This window comes from aff. Roholtiella sp. LEGE 12411 (genome assembly GCF_015206995.1).
In the GTDB taxonomy this organism is placed as follows: Bacteria; Cyanobacteriota; Cyanobacteriia; order Cyanobacteriales; family Nostocaceae; genus Komarekiella.
Window position 1 is genome coordinate 1 of sequence record NZ_JADEXR010000242.1, and the last position, 5,578, is coordinate 5,578.

Annotated in this window: 4 protein-coding genes; 2 read left to right on the forward strand and 2 right to left on the reverse strand. The window is 39.9% G+C overall.

All coding sequences use genetic code 11. The annotated features are described in order from the left end of the window. Window positions 1-414 precede the first annotated feature (414 nt). The gene (gene fdxB / locus IQ246_RS28500) at window positions 415-708 is read right to left on the reverse strand and encodes a ferredoxin III, nif-specific (protein ID WP_194006648.1); all 294 of its coding nucleotides are present in this window, start codon (window positions 706-708) and stop codon (window positions 415-417) included. 1,031 nt (window positions 709-1,739) lie between these two features. Here fdxB and IQ246_RS28505 point away from each other — a divergent pair. Both IQ246_RS28505 and IQ246_RS28510 read left to right on the forward strand, forming a co-directional pair. Continuing rightward, the gene (locus IQ246_RS28505; protein ID WP_194006649.1) at window positions 1,740-1,880 is read left to right on the forward strand and encodes a hypothetical protein; all 141 of its coding nucleotides are present in this window, start codon (window positions 1,740-1,742) and stop codon (window positions 1,878-1,880) included. 84 nt (window positions 1,881-1,964) lie between these two features. Then, entirely contained in the window at window positions 1,965-3,554 is a 1,590-nt protein-coding gene (locus IQ246_RS28510; protein ID WP_194006650.1) for a helix-turn-helix domain-containing protein, read from the forward strand. A 234-nt stretch (window positions 3,555-3,788) separates the two neighbouring features. Here IQ246_RS28510 and IQ246_RS28515 read toward each other — a convergent pair whose 3' ends face one another. Then, window positions 3,789-5,135 carry an NAD(P)/FAD-dependent oxidoreductase gene (locus IQ246_RS28515; RefSeq protein ID WP_194006651.1) on the reverse strand — a complete coding sequence of 449 codons (1,347 nt, stop codon included), beginning with the start codon at window positions 5,133-5,135 and terminating at the stop codon, window positions 3,789-3,791. Window positions 5,136-5,578: the final 443 nt, after the last annotated feature.

The window sequence follows — 5,578 nt, forward strand, 5'->3', positions numbered from 1 at the left end:
GCCCCATCCCCCATGCCCCATCTCCCATGCCCATCCATTTTGTTTTCACTTATTAACTTTCTAACGCGCACTTCAAAAAAAAAGGGGGAAACTTCCAGATTTTTTCATATCTTTCCCCCAATAAATTACAGATTATTTTTCAACTCCTATGAAAAATGAGCCTCCTTTTTACAGAAAAGCTTATTGTTCTTGGAGGACACTTTTAGTCCTAATATTGATTAGGCTATATTAGCAGCAAGTTTAGATTTGTTAATAGTTAACAATTGCAATTTACGCATTTGTTTACCGTGAACTTTTGGATTGGTTCCGGTAAATATTTAGCATTCTCCTCTAGTTACCTTGCTTGATGCAATTACGCTTTTTGTGAACAGTGCCTCCTTGAACAAACAACAACTTTGACTAACTCCAAAAACCTTAATTAGTTAATGCAACATGGGTGTAGCAGTTCTTTGGGCAAATCCGCGCACAAGCTTCACAACCAATACAGTTTTCTGGATAACCAACAGCCATTACTTTCCGTTCAATTTCTTCATCATCTTCGTCCTCTACAAATTCTCCTTCTTCGTTGAGTGCCTTCAAAGTTAGAACATTGTACCCGCATACTTTAATGCATCTGCCACAACCGATACATTTATCCTTGTCAATTTCTTGAGCAAATTTTGGTGTCCAAGTCTTACCGCCAAATGTTAAACCTGTTAGTTGTGCCATGAAAGAACTCCGGGCAGTTTTGCCTAGTAATTTGTTGGTACTTTTATCTTCATAGTATCCTAATCTTTTCTGTTTTTGATATTAGATAATTAATTTTCTTCATCAAATTTTGATATTTTTTGGCAGAAGCTTACTTTGTTTTTTAATTGCAATTCAATAGATGAAATTTATTGCCAATAACTATTATGCAGCCCTGAATAGTAAAATGCTTATCTAGCAGTCTTTACAGCATTTAATTAGCAGTCTTAGTTTCAGACTTAAATAACAATAGCTTACTCAAAATAATCAAGGAGTGAATAGTATTTACAGCGGATGCAACTATATTCATAAAAGTGATGAGACTGTTTTTCAAATATTTCAGTTTTTAGGCAAAAATATTTATCTTGAACAGTATTTATATATACAAATTCACATGTTTTTAAGTTACATTTTGATATATGCGTTGTGTATTATGTAAGCTTATTTTCCTCAATTTAGTACTCGTTTAAATATGTATATGAATGCTGATAAACTAAATATTATCTTTTGACTTTATTTCACACTCTCAAACTGAGATAATTACGAAAAAAAGTGTAACCTTTATAGCAGAATATTAGTACCTATTAAATATTAAAATTATTAATAACTCAGATGCAGGCTAATCGTAATAAGTTGAGATGGTTCTCCATAACACTGTGGGTAAGGTTTTGTCTTCAAAAAGAGATTGTTGGCGAAATATCTATTTAAGGAAGTATTAAGAATTCTTTCTAAGCTCATAATGAACAAACTTATTAATTGATTTATGAAATGTATAGTTAATAAGAAGTAATATTAGGCTCAGCTTAAAAGACTTAAATAGCTACCAATTGGATGCGGAGTCAGAATATGGATGTGGGTAGTTAGTGTGGTGAGGAAAGATTATTCTTACCTGAAAGATAATTTGGTAGCGAGTCATAAATAAACAGGACACATCCCAGTACCTTTCAATTAAGTAGGAAAGGTTCAAGGAAAAGGTTTGAATTTACTCCTTACCTGTTCACCCCTTCGGAGTGATGCCTCCGGCACGCCAAAGGCGAACGCCAGTCGCTCATGGGGGAAAGCACGCCAGTTCCTTCAACGGGGGGAACCCCCGCAACGGACTGGCTCCCCAAGACTGCGCTGGCTCACGTTTTCTCAGACTACAAAGGACGTAGTTACACTTATCCAAAAAGTATTGGGACATATCCAGGGGAGAACTGAGCCTGACATCTCAACGATTAGAGTGGGAAAAGAGCCAAATGCCTTATACAATTCCTAACAACAGTTGCGTTGGATGTGACAATTGCCGTCCCCAATGTCCTACGGGTGCAATCAAACTAGAGAATGATGAATACTGGATCGACCCTTTTCTGTGTAACAATTGCGAGGGTTATTACCCAGAACCGCAATGTGTAATGGCTTGTCCAACTAAGTCTCCCATCCCCTTGCAGGCCAAAAAAGGGAGATGCAAAGTTGAGCCAAGAGATGCTACTAGTTCGGACTTGTTTTCTAACGGGAAAAATAACCCATTTGCATCAGCGATCGCGATTTGGGAAGCTTGTAACGTACTAGCGCAGCGAACATCCTTACATTGGGAAAGCGATGAAGAGGGTTATATGTCTTATGGGCGACAAGTTAACCAAGGCCGAGGAGCGATCGCCTTTCATATCCAAGATCCACTCAACGTTAGCGATCGGGCCACAGACTTAGGAGCGATCGAAGCACTGGACATCAGAGCCGCTTGCATCCATCTGATTTTTGCAGCTTATGCTACAGCCTTAGATCAGCCTTGGGAGCAGGAATTTACCATTGACGAGCGGCAAATTGAAAAATATTTGGGGATGGAAAAACGCAAAGACTTGAGCAAAAATGCCAAGTTGGCGTTAATGAAAAACATAGTGCAGCAAGCTTGCTCACTGATCATTTCCATTGACTGGCCGCAACAAGGACGAGTGAATGGATTCTCAGTTAAGGAAAGCCGCTTGTGGCACTTGGTAGACGTTCAGCATCACTTTCAAGAAGACAATCTAGGATGTAAATATCTTGTCGGACTAACTTTTAAAGTAAAACCGGGTATATGGGCACAGTATTTCTTAAACAAACAAGCATGTAAAGAGCGAACCGCATTCTATCAATACGGCAATCTCCCCAAAACGCTGTTAACAACAGTAATGAGCATTTGGCAGCAACATGAAGGAGCAGTAAGACTAATGCTGTGGTTGCTGTTTAAAACCAAAATGGGTAAAGAACAACGCATCACTGTTCCTACCCTGCTGCGTGTTGCTTATGGTGAGGAAAAAGTCACCCTGGCCTCCCGACAACGAGAAGAACGCAAGCGCCTGCTGCGAACTTTTGAAAGTGATTTGGAAGTTCTCAATCACTATGGAATGAAGCCAATTTTTGACCCAGTTACTTACCCACTAGAAATTCAACCATTGTGGGCGAAGTTAGTTGATCTTCCCGAAGATCCAGATGAAGCGTTGGAATTTTGGACTAATGACGGCGGTGGTGAAACTCGTCTCACAGACACAGGGCCCCGTGGTAAGTGGAATCTGCTGATGAACGCGCGGATTTTGGCCTTTGAACTACCAGCAGAATGGGAACAGCAAGTTTCAGAATCGGAAAAAAAGCAGCGGCGAACTGCTAAAACCAGAAGGAAGCCCAAAAATACAGGCGATTTGTTGGGTGAACAGATTTTGCAAGCCCGAAAAAATTTGAATCTCTCCCAAAGAGAATTAGCAAAGCTCACAGGTAAAAGTCAAAGCTGGATTCGAGATGTGGAAAATGGTCGCTTAAAAGCTAAGTTAGAAGACCAAATATTGCTACGAAAAGTGCTAAATATGGTCTAATCTAGACAGCGATCGCGAAAAGACCCAATGGTACTTACAACGCTATAGAATTCCTATTTTATTTTTGAAAAAACTGCGTACATCTCTAACTCCCCTTTTTCCCATCCCCCATCCCCCATCCCTACGAGTCAGTTCACGAATCAAATCGGATTACTATATGTGGCCCATCTGCCAGCTGCGGGTGAAATAGTTTTTTTGACCCCAGCTGGTATAACCGTGCTGGGATAGAACAAGTTATAGAGGTGTCCCAGAAGGCTGTTGCACGCTATTGTTAACAGTTTTTGCTTCTACAAAAGCTTCTCGACCTGTAATCAATCTAGAGCGACGATTACGAGTGATATAATTCCATGCCCACTGAAATACTACTAGTAATTTGGTATCAAACTCGATTAAGAAGTAGATGTGAACTAATAGCCAAAATGCCCAAGCAATAAAACCTGTGAGTTTGATTAAGCCTAAATCTACAACAGCTAAATTTTGCCCAATCATCGCCAAACTACCCACATCGTTGTAATGAAATGGTGGCAAAGTCTTACCTTGAAGCCGTCGTTGAATTAGTTTACCTACATACTCTCCTTGTTGTTTAGCTACGGGTGCAACACCAGGTAAGACTTTACTATCTTGGTGGGAGAAGTTGGCTAAATCTCCAATTACGAAAATGTTGTCATAACCCTCGATAGACAAGTCAGGTTCTACAATTACCCGCCCAGAGTAATCGCACTCTACACCTGTAGTTTCTGCTAAGACTTTCCCCATTGGGGAACCTTGAACACCTGCTGCCCACAATATAGTTTTTGAGGCAATTTCTGTAAATTCATTGTCTTGCTTGAAAGTAACAATATCACCTTCAATGTTTGTCACCCTGGTGTGAGTGTGGAGTTCTACACCCAATTTTTGCAAGGATACTGCTGCTGATGCCGATAACTCTGACGCCATGTGTGGGAGGATGCGAGGGCCCCCCTGTAATAGTAAAATCTTTGTTTCTGAGGTGTCGATGCTGCGGAAATCTTCTTTGAGAGTTTTGTATGCCAATTCGGCGATCGCACCTCCTAATTCTACACCGGTGGGGCCACCCCCCACAATCACAAAGCTCAACCAAGCACGGCGTTTTTCAGGATCAGTTTCTTTCTCTGCTGCTTCAAATGCACCAAATATCCGGCGACGCATTTCTATGGCATCTTCCACAGTTTTCAAGCCCGGAGCAACTTCTTCCCATTTATCCTTACCAAAATAGGAATGGTTCGCACCTGTGGCAACAATTAATGTATCATAAGGTACTACTTCATCACCCAGAATAACTTGTTGCGCTTTTGGATCAATATCATTTACTTCTCCCAACAACACCTTTGTATTCTTGCTTTTGCTGAATACAGATCGCAATGGTGCGGAAATATCAGAAGGTGATAGCGTACCTGTGGCAACTTGATATAAAAGCGGCTGAAATAGGTGAAAGTTACGTTTATCAATGAGAGTAACATTTACATTCGCTGCATTCAGAGCCTTTGCTGCATACAGTCCACCAAAACCACCACCAACGATAACAACCTGATGTGGTGCATTCTTATCAAGTGAGACTACCATTAGAAATATTTCCTTGTGTTAAGAAGTTGTAACTATTCTTAACAAAGATGTAACAGCATTATGATGATGGTTGCTGTTTATTTAGAACAATTGAAAAAATAATAAAAGTAGTCAAAGTTAGTAATAAATCATTATTAAGAGGTAACAGTTTATTCCAAAGTTCCTGTTGATGTTGAAAGAACTTTACTAGAAAAACTGTATCAAATTCTAAGTGAGGCGCTACCCTCAAATTTTCGCCGCAGAGATTTAGGGGTAAAAGTATTGGTGGCATAAGTTACACCAGCTAGGCCAATTTTACCACGCTTTAGGAGATGAAAAGAAGATTTGAACTTACTAAGATTACTATAGGAATCATATTTGATTTCTGAAAAAAATTCAGTACATCTTTATTACTTCTTCTCCATGCCCCATTCCCCATTCCCCATTCCCCATTCCCCATTCTC

What these genes read in the sequence shown, in the direction of transcription:
- fdxB (WP_194006648.1), bottom strand. Translation starts at nt 708, where the DNA reads ATGGCACAACTAACAGGTTTAACATTTGGCGGTAAGACTTGGACACCA.
- IQ246_RS28505 (WP_194006649.1), top strand. Translation starts at nt 1,740, where the DNA reads ATGCCTCCGGCACGCCAAAGGCGAACGCCAGTCGCTCATGGGGGAAAG.
- IQ246_RS28510 (WP_194006650.1), top strand. Translation starts at nt 1,965, where the DNA reads ATGCCTTATACAATTCCTAACAACAGTTGCGTTGGATGTGACAATTGC.
- IQ246_RS28515 (WP_194006651.1), bottom strand. Translation starts at nt 5,135, where the DNA reads ATGGTAGTCTCACTTGATAAGAATGCACCACATCAGGTTGTTATCGTT.